At 72.5% G+C, this 14,923-nt stretch carries 12 protein-coding genes; 5 read left to right on the top strand and 7 right to left on the bottom strand.

From position 1 onward, the window contains the following. The first annotated feature begins 8 nt into the window (after positions 1-8). Positions 9-581 carry a class I SAM-dependent methyltransferase gene (locus MQE23_RS31795; protein WP_243382830.1) on the top strand — a complete coding sequence of 191 codons (573 nt, stop codon included), beginning with the start codon at positions 9-11 and terminating at the stop codon, positions 579-581. Between the two features lie 17 nt (positions 582-598). Here the strand turns inward: MQE23_RS31795 and MQE23_RS31790 are convergent, their stop codons facing one another. The 5 genes from MQE23_RS31790 to MQE23_RS31770 form a co-directional block, all read right to left on the bottom strand. Further along, on the bottom strand, positions 599-1,522 hold the full coding sequence (locus MQE23_RS31790) for an NADP-dependent oxidoreductase (RefSeq protein ID WP_243380918.1): 924 nt from the start codon (positions 1,520-1,522) through the stop codon (positions 599-601). A 230-nt stretch (positions 1,523-1,752) separates the two neighbouring features. Next, on the bottom strand, positions 1,753-2,970 hold the full coding sequence (locus MQE23_RS31785) for an MFS transporter (protein ID WP_020277843.1): 1,218 nt from the start codon (positions 2,968-2,970) through the stop codon (positions 1,753-1,755). Between the two features lie 156 nt (positions 2,971-3,126). Next, complete coding sequence (locus tag MQE23_RS31780; protein ID WP_020277844.1) at positions 3,127-4,188, bottom strand: endonuclease/exonuclease/phosphatase family protein; 1,062 nt, start codon at positions 4,186-4,188, stop codon at positions 3,127-3,129. A 176-nt stretch (positions 4,189-4,364) separates the two neighbouring features. Then, positions 4,365-5,000 (bottom strand): TetR/AcrR family transcriptional regulator, encoded by a 636-nt coding sequence (locus MQE23_RS31775; RefSeq protein WP_020277845.1) that lies wholly within the window; start codon positions 4,998-5,000, stop codon positions 4,365-4,367. Positions 5,001-5,047: 47 nt separating this feature from the next. Beyond that, positions 5,048-6,649 carry an MFS transporter gene (locus MQE23_RS31770; RefSeq protein WP_082320124.1) on the bottom strand — a complete coding sequence of 534 codons (1,602 nt, stop codon included), beginning with the start codon at positions 6,647-6,649 and terminating at the stop codon, positions 5,048-5,050. A gap of 200 nt (positions 6,650-6,849) precedes the next feature. On the opposite strand from MQE23_RS31770, the gene panB reads away from it, so the two are divergent. From panB to MQE23_RS31755, 3 genes are all read left to right on the top strand, one after another. Continuing rightward, positions 6,850-7,725: a 3-methyl-2-oxobutanoate hydroxymethyltransferase gene (panB, locus tag MQE23_RS31765; protein ID WP_020277848.1), complete on the top strand. Its 876-nt coding sequence runs from the start codon at positions 6,850-6,852 to the stop codon at positions 7,723-7,725. Positions 7,726-7,857: 132 nt separating this feature from the next. Next, positions 7,858-8,877, top strand: a complete 1,020-nt coding sequence (locus tag MQE23_RS31760; protein WP_020277849.1) for an ATP-binding cassette domain-containing protein — start codon at positions 7,858-7,860, stop codon at positions 8,875-8,877. Further along, positions 8,874-9,689: an ABC transporter permease gene (locus MQE23_RS31755; RefSeq protein ID WP_020277850.1), complete on the top strand. Its 816-nt coding sequence runs from the start codon at positions 8,874-8,876 to the stop codon at positions 9,687-9,689. Before MQE23_RS31760 ends, MQE23_RS31755 begins: the two co-directional genes overlap by 4 nt. 21 nt (positions 9,690-9,710) lie before the next feature. On the opposite strand, the gene MQE23_RS31750 is transcribed toward MQE23_RS31755, so the two are convergent. After that, complete coding sequence (locus MQE23_RS31750; protein ID WP_243380917.1) at positions 9,711-12,995, bottom strand: BTAD domain-containing putative transcriptional regulator; 3,285 nt, start codon at positions 12,993-12,995, stop codon at positions 9,711-9,713. Between the two features lie 286 nt (positions 12,996-13,281). Continuing rightward, a complete protein-coding gene (locus tag MQE23_RS31745; RefSeq protein WP_243380916.1) occupies positions 13,282-14,016 on the bottom strand; it encodes a DUF6578 domain-containing protein in 735 nt (244 codons plus the stop codon). Positions 14,017-14,118: 102 nt separating this feature from the next. Here MQE23_RS31745 and MQE23_RS31740 point away from each other — a divergent pair, with 102 nt between their 5' ends. Then, entirely contained in the window at positions 14,119-14,919 is an 801-nt protein-coding gene (locus MQE23_RS31740) for a site-2 protease family protein (RefSeq protein WP_243380915.1), read from the top strand. Positions 14,920-14,923: the final 4 nt, after the last annotated feature.

The following is a 14,923-nucleotide window of genomic DNA, read 5'->3' as shown; positions in this document are numbered from 1 at the left end:
GCAGGGGGCTGATGATGGCAGAGCGTGTGGTTCCGGACCGCGTGATGATCGCCGAGCGGATCGCCGCGGAGGCGGGATTCGAGAAGAGCTGCATCCCCGAAGTGGGCAGGCTGCTCAGGCTGGCCGCCGCAGCCAAGCCCGGTGGGGTCGTCGCCGAGAGCGGCACCGGCTCGGGGGTGGGCACCGCCTGGCTGCACAGCGGTCTGGGGGCCGGGGCGCGTCTCGTCACCGTCGAGCGTGACGAGGAGCTGGCCCGGCGAGCGGCGGGCGTCTTCGCGGACGACGACCGCGTCAGCGTGCTGACCGGCGACTGGCGGCTCCTTGAGCAACACGCCCCGTTCGACGTCTTCTTCTGCGACGGCGGCGGCAAGCGGGACGCCCCCGAACGGGTCGTCGAGCTGCTGGCACCCGGCGGCATCCTCGTCCTGGACGACTTCACCCCCTCGGCCGACTGGCCGCCCCGGTTCGAGGGCGAGGTGGACGAGCTCCGCCTCTTCTACCTCACCCACCCGGCCCTGGACGCCACCGAAGTCCTCACCACACCGTCCAGTTCGGCGGTCGTCGCGGCACGTCGCGTCTGACCGCGAGGTTCTGTGCCTCAGGGCACGGTGACGACGATCTTGCCGCGCGCGTGACCGGTTGCGCTCTCCTCGTGCGCCGCGGCGATGTCCCCCAGCGGGAACACCCTGTGCACCGGCAAGGTGAGGCGGCCTTCCTCGGCGAGGGACGCGGCGTACGGCAGCCCTGACCAGCCGGGCTCCCCCACCCCGGAACGGGAGAGCCGTACCCCGTGGCGGGCGGCGTCGAAGTCGGCGATCGTCACCACGCGGTGGGGGTCACCGGCGATGGCCACCAGGTCGGCGAGGGAGCCCTTGCCCGCCGCGTCCAGCACCACGTCGACGCCCTGCGGAGCGAGCGGGGCCAGGCGAGCGGCCAGGCCGGGACCGTAGGTGACCGGGGTGACGCCGAGTCCGTCGAGGAAGTCGTGGTTGCGTTCGCTCGCGGTGCCGATCACGGTCAGCCCGCGGGCCCTGGCCAGCTGCGCGGTCATCGTGCCGACGCCGCCGGCCGCACCCTCGATGAGGAGGGTCATGCCCTCGGCGGCCCCGAGGGCGTCCAGCACACGGGTGGCCGTCTCGACGTTGCCCGCGGCACCGCCCGCCGCTTCGAAGGACCAGGCCCGGGGCTTGTGAGCCCATGCCTCCAGCACCGCGTACTGAGCGCAGGCCCCGCCCAGCCGGGCCAGGGGGACGAGGCCGAACACGGCGTCTCCCACGGCGGTGCCGGTCACGCCTTCGCCCACCTCGTCGACGACTCCGGCGGCGTCCATCCCGGGGATGTGGGGGAACCGCAGGAAGGCCATCTCCTTCAGCATCCCCGAGCGCAGGTACCAGTCGGCGGGTGTGACGCCCGTGGCACGCACCGAGATGCGGACCTGCCCCGGGCCGGCGTGGGGTTCCTCGGCCTCCTCCACGGAGAGGACCTCTGAACCGCCGTAGCGGTGGTAGCGCGCAGCCAGCACTGGCAACCTCCGTATGTCCGGGAGTGGTTCACGGAGAACCTCCCGGCACCGGTGGGGTGTTCCCCGTGCGCCGAAGTGAGAGACCGACCGGCCGCGCCCTCTCGGTTGCCGTACGCGGCCATCCCTGAGCGAGAAGCAGGCGCGACGGTCCCGTACCTGCAGAGCGGCAGCCCGCGGAACACACCCGCGGGCTGCCGCCCGAGTCACAGTGCCGGTGCACCGGCCTTTCGTCAGCGGCGTACCGCTTCCGCCTCCTGCGGGACATGGCTCGCCACGACCCGCTCGCGCCCGCCGGCCGGCGCACTGCGCCGGTCCACCGCGTACGCCAGCGACGCCACGCCGAGGCCGAGCACGGCCAGGGCCGCGCCGGCCAGGGCCGGGGAGGTGACCCCGAAGCCCGCGGCCAGGGCGAGGCCGCCGATCCAGGCGCCGCCGGCGTTGGCCAGGTTGAAGGCCGCCTGGTTGGCGGAGGAGGCCAGGGACGGGGCCGAGGCCGCCTTGTCCATGACCATCAGCTGGAGCGGGGAGCCGGTGGCGAAGGCCGCCATGCCGAGCAGGATCACGGCGACGGCGGCGGTGACCTCCGTGCGCATCAGCAGCGGGAACAGTGCCAGCACCGCCATCAGGGCGCCGAGGCCGCCGAACAGCGTGCCCCGCAGGGAGTGGTCGGCCAGGCGGCCGCCCAGCAGGTTGCCCGCGGTCGCGCCGACGCCGAACAGGGCCAGCAGCAGGGTCACGCTGGCGTCGGTGTAGCCGGCGGCGTCCGTGAGCATGGGCGTGATGTAGCTGTAGGCCGCGAAGAGGGCTCCGAAGCCCGCGACCGTGGTGCCGAGCGACAGCCAGACCGGGACGGAGCGCAGGGCGGCCAGTTCGCCGCGCAGGCCCTTGGCGGTGGCGTGCTCGTGGTCGTGCGGGATCAGGAAGGCGAGCGCGGCGATCGCCGCCAGGCCGATGGCGCTGACGCCGAGGAAGGTCGCCCGCCAGCCGAGCTGCTGGCCCATGAGGGTCGCGACGGGCACACCCACGACGTTCGCGACCGTCAGGCCGAGGAACATCAGGGAGACCGAGCGCGCCTTGCGTTCGGGCGCGACCATGTTCGTCGCGACGACGGCGCCCACGCCGAAGAAGGCGCCGTGCGGCAGACCGCTCAGGAAGCGGGCCGCCAGCAGCCAGCCGTTGTCGGGGGCGAGGGCCGACAGCGCGTTGCCCGCGACGAACAGCCCCATCAGCCCCATCAGGACCGTACGGCGGGACATCCGGGCGGTGACCGCGGCCAGCAGCGGGGCGCCGATGACGACGCCCAGCGCGTACGCCGACACCAGGTGACCGGCGCTGGGTATCGAGATGTTCAGGTCGTTCGCGACGTCGGGCAGCAGCCCCATCATCACGAACTCGGTGGTACCGATGCCGAAGGCGCCCACGGCGAGGGCGAGCAGGGCCAGGGGCATGAGGGAGCCTTTCGAGACTTACGGGGGTTCGTACTTGCGACTTCGTATGTTCAAGTACGGAACAAAGTCTCGCAGGCCCACTATTCCGCGAGGTCGCCGAGAGGTGAAGCCTCGGTTGCCGGAACCTGCCGAACAGGCCCTGAGCTGCGGTTTTCCTCAGCCGCCTGTGGTGACACTCACACGGGCCGCGATGGGCAGATGGTCGCTGCCCGTCTGCGGGAGGGTCCACGAGCTCTCCGGCTTCAGGCCCCTGACCATGATCTGGTCGATGCGCGCCATCGGGAACGACGCCGGCCAGCTGAACCCGAATCCGTTGCCGGCGGCGCCCTGCGTGGAGCGCATCTGGGAGGTGACGGCGTTGAGCGCGCGGTCGTTCATGGTGCCGTTCAGGTCGCCGAGCAGGACGACGTTCTGCAGCGGTTCGTGGGCGATGGCCTCGCCCAGGAAGTCGGCGCTCCGGTCGCGCTGCCGGGCCGTGAACCCGGCCTCCATCTTCACGCGCACCGAGGGCAGATGGGCGACGTAGACCGCGACCTGCCCGGACGGGGCGGTCACGGTGGCGCGCATCGCCCGCGTCCAGCCCAGGTCGATGTCGACGGCCCGCACGCCGGTCAGCGGGTACTTGCTCCACACCCCGACGGTGCCCTGCACCGAGTGGTACGGGTACGTCGAGTCCAGCGCCTTCTCGTACGTCGGGACCGCGGACGCCGTCAGCTCCTCGAGGGCCACCACGTCCGCGCCGGAGGCGGCCACGTCACGGGCGGTGCCCGCCGGGTCGGGGTTGTCCGCGTTGACGTTGTGCGTGGCCACGGTGAGGTCGCCGCCGGTGGCGGTCTTGTCGCTGACCTGGCCGCCGAAGAGGTTCAGCCAGACCAGCGCCGGCAGCAGCACCGCGATCAGCGCGGTCGCGGACTTGCGGACCACGGCGAGCAGGAGCAGCACCGGGATGAGGAGACCGAGCCAGGGCAGGAACGTCTCGACGAGACTGCCCAGGTTCCCGATCGTGTTCGGGATGCGCGAGTGCAGCATCATGACCACGGCCAGCAGCACCGCGCAGGCGGCCAGGACGACGCCGCGCCGCCAGATCCGCCGGTCGCGGAGCCGGCCGCCGAGCCGGCCGCCGAGCAGCCGGTCGAACAGGCGCCGAAGCCGGTCTCCCCGGGGCTCGGGCCCCGAGCCGCCGTTGTCCGTCTCCGTCATGTACGCCTGCTGCGCCATACCGTCGCCTCACTGCCTGCCGTGCACACCATCGCCCCCGTGTCTACGACCCTAGGGGATGATCCGTTCCGTTCCCGCCGTCCTTCGACGGCCGTACGGGGGCGATGACGTTCGAGCCCGCGCGACGAGTTCCGACCGGGCCCCAGGTAAGCGCCGTCTGTGACGAAACGCGCACACTAGGAGCCGTGAGCTGCGGAAGTGACGGGGCGTAGGCCTTCGAGGAGTGTGTCGACGACCTGGGCGGCGAGGTCGTCGGGGAGTTCGGCGTCCGGGCGCAGGACGGAGCGCACGAGCACGGGGGCGATGAACATGTCGCCCAGCAGTTCGAGGTCGACGTCCGTGCGCAGTTCGCCGTTCTCCTGTCCCCGGCGCAGGATCTCCAGGCCGAGCCGGCGGCGCGGTGCGAGGACGGTGGCCTCGTACGCAGCCCAGATCTTGGGGCTGCTCTTCATCTGGGCGTGCACATTGGTCAGGATCGCCGACGAGCGCTTGGCCAGGCCGCGCAGCCGCGCCTGTTCCAGCAGGGCCACCAGGTCGTCGCGCATGGAGGTGCCGGGGAGCGGGGGTTCGGGGGGTTCGACGGCGCGCAGGACGTCGACGAAGAGTTCCTCCTTGCCACTCCAGCGGCGGTAGATGGTGGCCTTGCCGACGCCGGCGGTCCGGGCGACCCGCTCGATGGACAGCTCCGCGAGGGACACGCCCTCCTCCAGGAGCCTCATCAGGCCCTCGATGATGGCGCGCTCGACGGCCTCGCTTCTGGGGCGGCCCCTCGCAGGGCCGTCGTGCCGGGGTTGCCGTTCGGCGAGGCTCACGTCGCTCCGTCCTTTCCTGAGCAGTCGGGGATGATTCTCGCGCAGCCCTACGACCGCGCGTCCGACAACGCCCGCTCCTCCTCCCCCTCCTGGGGCGCCGGCTGCCTGCCGGGCAGGAACAGCGCCACGACGACCGTGCCGATCAGTGCGACGCCCGCTCCCCACAGGGCGGTGATGTGCATCGCGTGCAGGAACGCGTCGTGGGCCGGGGTGACCAGGGCCTTGCCCTGCGGGCCCAGCTTCGCGGCGACGCCGAGGGTGGCCTCGATGGACTCCCCCGCGGTGTGCCGGGCGGCCGGCGGCAGTTGGCCGAGCTTGTCCTCGATGCCCGTGCGGTAGGCCGTGGACAGCACCGAGCCGAGGACGGCGATGCCGAGGGCGCCGCCGACCTGCCGGAAGGTGTTGCTGAGGGCGGAGGCCGAGCCGGCCTTCTCGCGGGGCAGGGCCTGCATGATGACGACGCTGACCGGCGTCATGATGTGCGCCATGCCGGTGCCCATCAGGAAGAAGATCACTTCCAGGATCCAGATGGGGGTGTCGGCGTCCAGCGTGGCGAAGGCGGCCAGCATCGCGGCGATGACCAGCATTCCGGCGGTCGTGGTGGCCTTGTTGCCGAAGCGGTCGACCAGCAGCCGGGCGCGCGGCGCGAAGATCATCTGGGCGGCGGCCAGCGGCAGCATCAGCAGACCGGTCTGCAGCGGCGAGTAGCCGCGCACGCTCTGCGTGTAGAAGACCGAGAAGAAGGTCACGCCCATCAGCGCGAAGAAGACCAGCGCGATGGCGGCGATGGCGGCCGAGAAGACCTTGTTCTTGAAGTACGTGACGTCGATGGACGGGTGGTCGCTGCGCTTCTCGAACACCACGAAGGCGACGAGGACCGCGAGCCCGGCGCCGATCGTCGACAGTACGGTGGCGTCGGTGAAGTCGGCGAGCTGGCCGCCCTTGATGATGCCGTAGACGAGCAGCACCAGGCCGACGACGGAGAGCACGACGCCGACGGGGTCGAGGCGGCCGGGGTGCGGGTCGCGGGAGTCGGGCACCAGCCACAGCATCAGCGCGAGCGCGAGCAGCACGATCGGCACGTTGATGAGGAAGACCGAGCCCCACCAGAAGTGGTCGAGGAGCACCCCGCCGGTGATCGGGCCGATGGCGATGGCGAGGCCGACGCCGCCCGCCCAGATGCCGATGGCCTTCGGCTGTTCCTCGCGCTCGAAGACGTTCATGAGGACGGCGAGGGTGGCCGGCATGACGAACGCGGCGCCCAGGCCCATCACGGCGCGGAAGGCGATCAGCTCCCCCGGCGAGCCGGAGAAGGCGGCGAGCGCGGAGCCGGCCCCGAACACGGCCAGACCGCCGAGCAGCACCTTCTTGCGGCCCAGCCGGTCACCCAGCAGGCCGGCGCTGAACAGCAGGCCGGCGAAGACGAGGGTGTAGGCGTTGATCGCCCACTCCAGCTCGCTCTGCGTGGCCCCCAGGCCGGTCGGGGCGGGGGTGGAGATCGTCTTGATGGCGACGTTCAGGATCGAGTTGTCGAGGACGACGATCAGCAGGCTGAGCATCAGCACGCCGAGGATCGCCCAGCGGCGCCGGTGCACCGCTTCCGGTATGCGGGGGCCGGTGGGGGCGGCACGGTCGGCAGGAGTAGTCATGCCGTGGACCCTAGAACCGTTTCGATACGAGACCGTCTCGTATTGGAATGCTTTTACCGAGCCCTTACGCACGCTGTGCTTCAGGCCGCCAGGGGAACTCACAGGGCCTCCCCTAGCCCTTGCCGGCACGAGGTGCCACCATGGACGTGGTCCGGGGACGCCGTCAGGGCGCCTCGAGATGACGTGTTAGGAGCCGTGCAATGACGCAGCTTCCGGCTGCCCAGACTGCTCAGACGAAGACCTCCGACGGCGGCAAGACGCTGTACGGAGGCAAGGGCACCCGCCGCATCACCGTGCGGGACATCGCCGCCGCCAAGGAGCGCGGCGAGAAGTGGCCCATGCTCACCGCCTACGACGCGATGACCGCCTCCGTCTTCGACGAGGCCGGGATCCCGGTCATGCTCGTCGGCGACTCGGCGGGCAACTGCCACCTCGGGTACGAGACGACCGTGCCCGTCACCCTCGACGAGATGACCATGCTGTCGGCGGCGGTCGTACGGGGCACCTCGCGTGCCCTGATCGTCGGCGACCTGCCCTTCGGCTCCTACCAGGAGGGTCCGGTGCAGGCGCTGCGCTCGGCGACCCGGCTGGTGAAGGAGGCGGGCGTGCAGGCCGTGAAGCTGGAGGGGGGCGAGCGGTCGCACGAGCAGATCCGGCTGCTCGTCGAGTCCGGCATCCCGGTCATGGCGCACATCGGCCTGACCCCGCAGTCCGTCAACGCGATGGGCTATCGCGTGCAGGGGCGGGGCGAGGAGGCGGCCCAGCAGTTGCTGCGGGACGCCAAGGCCGTGCAGGACGCGGGCGCGTTCGCCGTGGTGCTGGAGCTGGTTCCGGCGGAGCTGGCGGCCGAGGTGACGCGGGTGCTGCACATCCCGACCGTCGGGATCGGGGCGGGGGCCGAGACGGACGCCCAGGTGCTGGTGTGGACCGACATGCTGGGTCTGACCGGCGGGCGGATGCCGAAGTTCGTGAAGCAGTACGCGAACCTGCGTGAGGTCATGGGGAACGCGGTGAAGGCGTTCGCCGAGGAGGTCGTCGGCGGAACGTTCCCGCAGGAGGAGCACTCCGTCCACTAGAGCCACTGCGGTACCACGGGCAGCCCGCCGATCTTCCCCCGTCGGCGGGCTGCCGCGTTCTGTCGGTGGCTCCAGGGCCCCTGTCGGCGGTCTGTCGGCGGTTTGTCGGTGGGAGCTGACACCGTCAGGGGCATGACGCGAATCGACAAGAACACCAGCGGCGCCGCTGTGACCGTGCGGGGGCTGGTGAAGCACTACGGCGAGACCAAGGCGCTGGACGGGGTCGACCTGGATGTGCGAGAGGGCACCGTGATGGGGGTGCTCGGGCCGAACGGGGCCGGGAAGACGACCCTCGTACGGATCCTGTCCACCCTGCTCGCCCCCGACACGGGCCAGGCCACCGTGGCCGGCTACGACGTCGTGCGGCAGCCCCGGCAGCTGCGGCGGGTGATCGGGCTCACGGGACAGTACGCCTCCGTGGACGAGAAGCTCTCCGGCTGGGAGAACCTGTACATGATCGGGCGGCTGCTCGACCTGCCCCGCAAGGACGCCCGCAACCGGGCCGACGCGCTGCTGGAGCGCTTCTCGCTGACCGAGGCGGCCAAGCGGCCCGCGGCGACGTACTCCGGGGGCATGCGGCGCCGGCTGGACCTGGCCGCGTCCATGATCGGACGGCCGGCCGTGCTCTTCCTGGACGAGCCGACCACCGGGCTCGACCCGCGCACCCGCAACGAGGTGTGGGACGAGGTGAAGCGCATGGTCGGCGACGGGGTCACCGTGCTGCTCACCACCCAGTACATGGAGGAGGCCGAGCAGCTCGCCTCCGAGCTGACGGTCGTCGACCGCGGCCAGGTCATCGCCGGCGGCGCCATCGAGGAGCTGAAGGCGAAGGTCGGCGGCCGGGCGCTGCGGGTCCGCCCGGCCGATCCGGCGCAGCTGCGGCCCCTCGCCGGCGCGCTGGACGAGCTGGGAATCACCGGGCTCGCCACCACGACCGTGGACACCGACCGGGGCGACGTCCTCGTGCCGATCCTCAGCGACGAGCAGCTGACGGCCGTGGTCGGCGCGGTCACCGCGCGCGGCATCACGCTCTCCTCCATCACCACCGAACTGCCCAGCCTGGACGAGGTGTTCCTGTCCCTCACCGGCCACCGCGCCAGTGCCCCGCAGGACGCCATGCCCGCCGAAGACCTTCAGGAGGCCGCCGTATGAGCGCCGTCACCGTCCACGACGCCGAGGCGGACGCCCGTATCTCGCTGCGCGGCCACCTGCGCCACACCGGAGCCCTGATCCGCCGCAACCTGCTGTGGATCCGCAAGGACCCGGAGTCGATGGCCGACGCGCTGCTGATGCCGGTCATCTTCACCCTGCTGTTCGTGTTCGTCTTCGGCGGCTCGATCGGGCAGGCGCTGGGCGGCGGGCAGGACCGATATGTGCAGTACGTGATCCCCGGCATGATCGCGATGATGAGCATGACGCTGTCCCAGGGCGTCGGCACCGGCTTCAGCCAGGACTTCAACTCCGGTGTCATGGACCGCTTCCGGTCCCTGCCGATCGGGCGCGGCTCGGTGCTGTTCGCGAAGATCTCGGTGGAACTGCTGCGGATGCTGTTCGCGACCGCCGTACTGATGATCGTCGCCGTCGCGGTCGGGTTCGAGATCACCAACTGGCCGGGGCTGTTCGCGACCGTGGCGCTGTCCACGGCGTTCGCCTCGTCGATCATGTGGGTGTTCCTCACCCTGGGCGTGATCCTGAAGAACGCGCAGTCCGTTCAGGCGATGGGCTTCCTGGTGCTGTTCCCGCTCCAGTTCGGCTCGTCGATCTTCGCGCCGACGACGTCGATGCCGGGCTGGCTGCAGGCGTTCACCGACTACAACCCGCTGTCCACGCTGGCGGACGCCGCGCGCGGTCTCATGGTGGGCGGGCCGGTCGCGCACGACCTGTGGGTGACGCTCGGCTGGTCGGTGGCGATCACCGCGGTGATGGCGCCGGTCGCGATCCACAAGTTCCGCACGAAGAGCTGACCGGGCGCGCCCTGGTCCGCGTCAGAGCAGGGCGGTGGCCTCCTCCAGGGAGAGGCCGCCGCCCTCCGCGTACGCGGTCTCGTACGCCTGGTCGCCGAGCAGCGCACGGGCCTGCCGCTCCGCCCACTCGCGGGTCTGGCGCTCCTGCCGCTGGGCGACGTGGCCGGACGGCAGCAGGGCGTCGAAGGCGCCCAGGCAGCGGGCCGCGTCCACGGCGCGCCGCCCGCCGTCGAGGGCTGCCAGGGCCGAGGCACCGATGATCAGGTAGCCCGAGCGCATATGGGGCGCGATGGCCTCGGTCAGCGGGTCGGCGGCCCGCTCCATCGCCTTGCGGATCCGGTCCAGGCACTCCTCGTACCGTCCCTCCGTGGCGTCCAGCCACGCCTCCGCGCCGAGGATGAACGCGTCGAAGACGATGAAGTGGGCGATGCGGAAGTCCTGGCGCAGCCGCCGCAGTTGTTCGCGTGCCTCGGGGGCGCGGCCCGTCATGCCGAGCCAGCCGGCCAGGAAGAGGCGGGCGGCGGGCATGGCCTCGCTGTGCGAGTCCTCGTGGTGGGCGATCACCTCGCGCAGCAGCCGCTCGCCGCGTTCGCCCTCGCCCGCCTCCAGCAGCGCGCTGGCCAGCCGGGCGCTGAGGACGGCCGCCTGGGCGCGGGCTCCGAGCCGTTCGGCGTGCCCGATGGCCGCCTCGTAGTCGGCGGCGGCCCTCGCGTAGTCGCCCTTGCGTTCGCGGGCCTCGGCGCGCGCGGAGAGGGCATCGGCGGTGCCCCAGGCGTCACCGAGTCGCTGGTAGATCTCCAGCGACTCGTCGGCGTCGCGGGCTGCGTCGCCCGCCCAGTCGGTGCGGTTGGCGAGGAAGTTGGCCCGCATCTGGAGGCCGGCGGCCAGCTCCCAGTCGAAGCCGGGGGTCTCCCGGCAGGTGCGGATGGATTCGTCGATGATGACGCGCAGCCGTTCCATGTCGCCGGTCAGCATCACGGCGAAGAACCAGAGCAGACCGGGGAGCCGGCAGTTCTGCGGCAGGCCGGGCTCGTACGTCAGGGAGATGGCCCGCAGCTTCTGCTGGGAGCGCGGGCTCTGCCAGGCGTCCAGTTCGGTGTCCATGCAGGCGAGATGGGCCAGGTGGATACCGCGCCGGGCCTCCTGGAGGACCTCGCCGGTCATCGGGGGCGGGGCGTCGGTGCAGCGCTGCCAGACCGGGGCGGCGCGGCGGACGGGCTCGGTGAAGGGGTCGGGTCCCAGCGCCATGACCTCGCGGCACCAATTGCGGGCCTCGATGCGCAGGTCGCGCATCTGCCAGTACCAGACGAGGGACAGCGCAAGGCACAGCGCCTCCTGTTCGTCGCGCAGGGCGACGGCGTGGCGCAGGGCGGTGCGCAGGTTCTCGTACTCCCGCTCCAGCCGGCGGATCGCGGTGAGCTGGCCCGGGCCGCGCAGCAACGGGTCGGTGGTGCGGGCGAGTTCGCGGAAGTACGTCAGGTGGGCGCGCTCGGCCTGGGCGCGCTGCCCGGACTCGTCCAGCCGCTCGGCGGCGTACTCGGCGACGGTCTCCAGCAGCCGGTAGCGCATCTCGCCGTCGGCCGACTCGCCGGGCGGTGTGGCGACGACCAGGGAGCGGTCGACGAGCGAGCCGAGCGTCTCCAGGGCGACCGGCCCGCACACGGCCTCGGCGGCGGGCAGGTCACAGCCGCCCGCGAACACCGACAGCCGTCGCAGGACGTCCCGTTCGTCCTCGTCGAGGAGGTCCCAGGACCAGTCGACGACGGCTCTGAGGGTCTGCTGGCGGGGCAGGACGGTCCGGCTGCCGGAGGTGAGGAGACGGAAGCGGTCGTCGAGCCGGTCGGCGATCTGGCGTGGCGTCAGCATCCGCAGCCGGGCGGCGGCCAGTTCGATGGCCAGCGGCAGGCCGTCGAGGCGCCGGCAGATCTCCGCGCACGCCTCGGGGTCGTCCTCGGTGCGGAAGCCGGGCCGGGCCGCCGCGCCCCGGTCGGCGAGCAGCCGCAGCGCGACCGGCTCGGGCAGCGGCTCCACGGGCCGCAGCAACTCCCCGGGCACGCCGAGGGGTTCGCGGCTGGTGGCCAGGACGGTCAGGCCGGGGCAGCGCTCCAGCAGTTCCTCGGTGAGCCGGGCGGCGGCGTCGGCGACGTGCTCGCAGTTGTCGAGGATCAGCAGCATGCGGGATCGGGAGCAGTGCTCGGCGAGCCGTGCGACGGGGTCGTCGAGCCGGTCGGCCACGGCGGCCCGGATGCCCTCGGCGCCGGCACCGTACAGCACGGTCTCGCGGGCGCCGACGGCTGTGAGCACGGCCTCCGGTACGGCGGCGGGGTCATCGACCGGGGCGAGCTCGGCCAGCCACACGCCGCCCGGCATGGCGTGCCGCAGGGTCTCGGCGGCCTCCTGCGACAGCCGGGTCTTGCCGGCCCCGCCGGGCCCGAGCAGCGTGACCAGGCGGGCCGCGGTGAGATCGCCGCGGATGGTCTCGATGTCGCCCTCGCGGCCGATGAAGGAGGTGAGGCGGGCGCGCAGGTTGCCGACGGCCGGGGCGTCCGCGACGGGCGCGGACCCGGCGCTGTCGTCTCCCAGCCGCAGCAACTGCGCGTGCAGGGAGCGCAGTTCCGCCCCCGGGTCGGCCCCGAGCCGGTCGGCGAGCAGCCGCCGCACGTCCTCGTACGCGTCCAGCGCCTCCGCCGTGCGGCCGGCGTCGCGCAGGGCGCGCAGGCGCAGGGTCTGGAGGGGCTCGTCCAGCGGGTGGCTGTCGCACAGGGCGGTCAGTTCGGGCAGGGACTGTTCGGCCCGGCCGAGGGCGAGGGCGGCGCTGTGGCGGGCGCGCAGCACGTCCAGGCGGCGGGTGTCCCGGCGGGCCGCCTCGGCGGCGCGGTCGGGGAGGTCGGCGAGGGCCGGGCCGTGCCACAGGGCGAGGGCGTCGTCCAGGACCACGGCCGCCTTGTCGGGGTCTCCGTCGGCCAGGGCCCGCAGCCCTTCACCGGCCAGCCGCTCGAACCGGTGCAGGTCGACGTCGTCGGGCGCGGCCGTGAGCCGGTACCCGCCCTCGTCGGAGGCGACCGCGTCCGCCCCGAGCGCCCGCCGCAGCCGCCCGACCAGCGCCTGGAGCGCCCCCGGGGCGTCGGCGGGCGGATCACCGCCCCACACCTCCTCGACCAGCAGCCCCACGGGCACGGTACGGCCGGCCCGCAGGGCCAGCACGGTCAGCAGCGCACGAAGCCGCGCCCCGCCCACCGGAACGACCGTGCCGTCGGTGCGGAGCGCCTGCGTCGTGCCGAGGATGCGGTAGCGCACGGGGTCCATTGTCTCCGGTGGTACGAGGGCGGGGCACGGCATTCGGCGGCGCGGCGGGCGGCGGGCGCCGGGGCCGGTGTGTGGCCACGGACGGCCGGGCGACAGGTCATGCGGGCCTGTGCCGAGTCGTGAGGGCCGGTGACCGTTCATGAGGGCCGGTGACCGTTCATGGCGCCCGGCACCGGGGTAGGTGACTCCGGCGGCCGGTCGTGAGGGAACCGCCGGGCAGGGGAGCCGCAGGCGGCAGGCGCCGACGGGCACGGTCTTCCGGCAGTGCGGTCCGGCAGGACGGTGCTCAGGCGTGCCGACGGGGCCCGGTGGTGCCGGACCGGCCGTGGCTCCCCGGCGGGGCCGCGACGGTGCTCAGCGTCTCCAGCAGGTCCGTCAGGGCGGCCGCCGTGATGCCCGCCGTCTCCGCGCCCGGCTCGGCACCCCGCTGTGGGATGCCCCGGGCCTCACGGACGGCGTGCGAGAGCCACGAGTCCGTGCCCGGGACTTCCAGGGTCACCACCACTCCCGACTCCCTGCGCCGCAGTGCCCGGCCGTCGGAGTCCTGCTCCACCTCGCCGTCGGCGAACCACTTGGGGCACCGCTCCACCCTCCGCAGCCGCCGCCCGCGCGCGACCGGCTCCCAGGAGCGCGAGCCGGGCGCGCTCTCGGCGTACGTCTGGACCAGCACCTGCACGGCCCGCACCCGCCCGCTGGCCCGGGGCCACTTCGCCCCGTGCCGCTCGACGGACAGCAGCCCGACCGACCGGGCCCGGTCCCCCGGTTTCGGCCGCCGGTCCTCCTCGTCGTCGGGGTCCGCGCCCAGGGCGACCGTGAGGCCCGTCTCCTCGCGCACGACCCGGACGCCGCCCACGTCCTCGACCGGTCCCGCGACCTTCGTGAGCTGGTCGTGCCAGCCGCCGCCGACCACACGGTCCGCGTCCTGGAGCAGCAGCGGCCAGCTCACCTCGTCCCCCACCGAGAACGGTGTGCCGCAGCACTCCATCTGCCAGTCCTCGTAGATCACGTGCCAGAGCCCCATGTCCCCACCCTCCCGGAACCGACTGCCCCGCGCGAGACGTTTTCCCCCTGCGCCCGGTACCGTCGGGCGTCCCATCGCGTGTCCGAGAGTGCAGGGAGTCCCATGACCACCGCCACCAGCCGCCACAGTGAGCGGCGGATCAGTCCCGTCTTCGTCGGGATTCTGGCCGTGACGGCGGTCACGGGGTGGGCGACCTGGACCGGGTTCGCGCAGCAGCCCGGGGTCGCCGTGTTCCTCTTCGTGACGGCGGCGTGGATCGTCTCGCTCTGTCTGCACGAGTACGCGCACGCGCGCACCGCCCTGCACAGCGGCGACATCTCGGTCGGCGAGAAGGGGTACCTCACGCTGAACCCGCTGAAGTACACGCACGCGCTGCTCAGCATCGTCCTCCCGGTGATCTTCGTGATCATGGGCGGGATCGGGCTGCCCGGCGGTGCCGTGTTCATCGAGCGGGGGCGGATCCGGGGCCGCTGGAAGCACAGTCTGATCTCGGCTGCCGGCCCGCTGACGAACGTGCTGTTCGCGGTCGTGTGCACGGCCCCGTTCTGGCTGGACGCGCTGGACGGCGTGCCGAGCGACTTCCGGTTCGCCCTGGCCTTCCTCGCACTGCTCCAGGTGACGGCCGCGCTGCTGAACTTCCTGCCGGTGCCGGGCCTGGACGGCTACGGCGTCATCGAGCCCTGGCTGTCGTACAACATCCGGCGGCAGGTGGAGCCGTTCGCGCCGTTCGGCCTGCTGTTCGTGTTCGCGCTGCTGTGGCTGCCGGCGGTGAACGGCGTGTTCTTCGACGTGGTCGACTCGCTCCTGAAGTCGCTCGGGATCAGCGACTTCGAGACGTACTGCGGTCAGGAGCTGTACCGCTTCTGGCAGGGCTCGAACGAGTTCTGCTCGGCCGCTCCCTGAGGCG

This window comes from Streptomyces sp. HP-A2021 (genome assembly GCF_022807935.1).
Taxonomy (GTDB): Bacteria; Actinomycetota; Actinomycetes; order Streptomycetales; family Streptomycetaceae; genus Streptomyces; species Streptomyces afghaniensis.
The sequence above is the reverse complement of the archived record's forward strand: the minus strand, read 5'-3'. Positions and strand labels throughout refer to the sequence as shown.

Coding starts and splice junctions, on each gene's coding strand:
- MQE23_RS31785 (WP_020277843.1), bottom strand. CDS start 2,970: ATGCCCCTGGCCCTGCTCGCCCTCGCCGTGGGCGCCTTCGGCATCGGT.
- MQE23_RS31780 (WP_020277844.1), bottom strand. CDS start 4,188: ATGGCGCAGCAGGCGTACATGACGGAGACGGACAACGGCGGCTCGGGG.
- MQE23_RS31770 (WP_082320124.1), bottom strand. CDS start 6,649: ATGACTACTCCTGCCGACCGTGCCGCCCCCACCGGCCCCCGCATACCG.
- panB (WP_020277848.1), top strand. CDS start 6,850: ATGACGCAGCTTCCGGCTGCCCAGACTGCTCAGACGAAGACCTCCGAC.
- MQE23_RS31760 (WP_020277849.1), top strand. CDS start 7,858: ATGACGCGAATCGACAAGAACACCAGCGGCGCCGCTGTGACCGTGCGG.
- MQE23_RS31755 (WP_020277850.1), top strand. CDS start 8,874: ATGAGCGCCGTCACCGTCCACGACGCCGAGGCGGACGCCCGTATCTCG.
- MQE23_RS31750 (WP_243380917.1), bottom strand. CDS start 12,995: ATGGACCCCGTGCGCTACCGCATCCTCGGCACGACGCAGGCGCTCCGC.
- MQE23_RS31745 (WP_243380916.1), bottom strand. CDS start 14,016: ATGGGGCTCTGGCACGTGATCTACGAGGACTGGCAGATGGAGTGCTGC.
- MQE23_RS31740 (WP_243380915.1), top strand. CDS start 14,119: ATGACCACCGCCACCAGCCGCCACAGTGAGCGGCGGATCAGTCCCGTC.